Genomic DNA, 217 nt, shown 5'->3' with positions numbered 1-217 from the left:
CACTAACTAAAAATTTACCAGGCTCAAAGGCAAGTGTTAAATCTTTACCGTATTCTTTACAAAACTCATTAAACCTTGCGCTTAATTTTTTACCAAGTTCTTCAATATTAGTTTCAATATCGCCTGCTTTGTATGGTACTTTAAAACCAGAACCAAAATCAATAAAATCTAAATTTTTAAATTGTTTAGCGGTTTCAAATAAAATTTCACTGGCGTA

1 pseudogene is annotated in these 217 nt (G+C 29.5%); it reads right to left on the bottom strand.

Annotated features, from left to right (window positions below):
• Nucleotides 1-217, bottom strand: a pseudogene (locus FUA24_RS05085) (diaminopimelate decarboxylase); the annotation flags it as partial.

Source organism: Seonamhaeicola marinus, from assembly GCF_008085455.1.
This window is presented reverse-complemented; position numbering and strand designations above follow the sequence as displayed.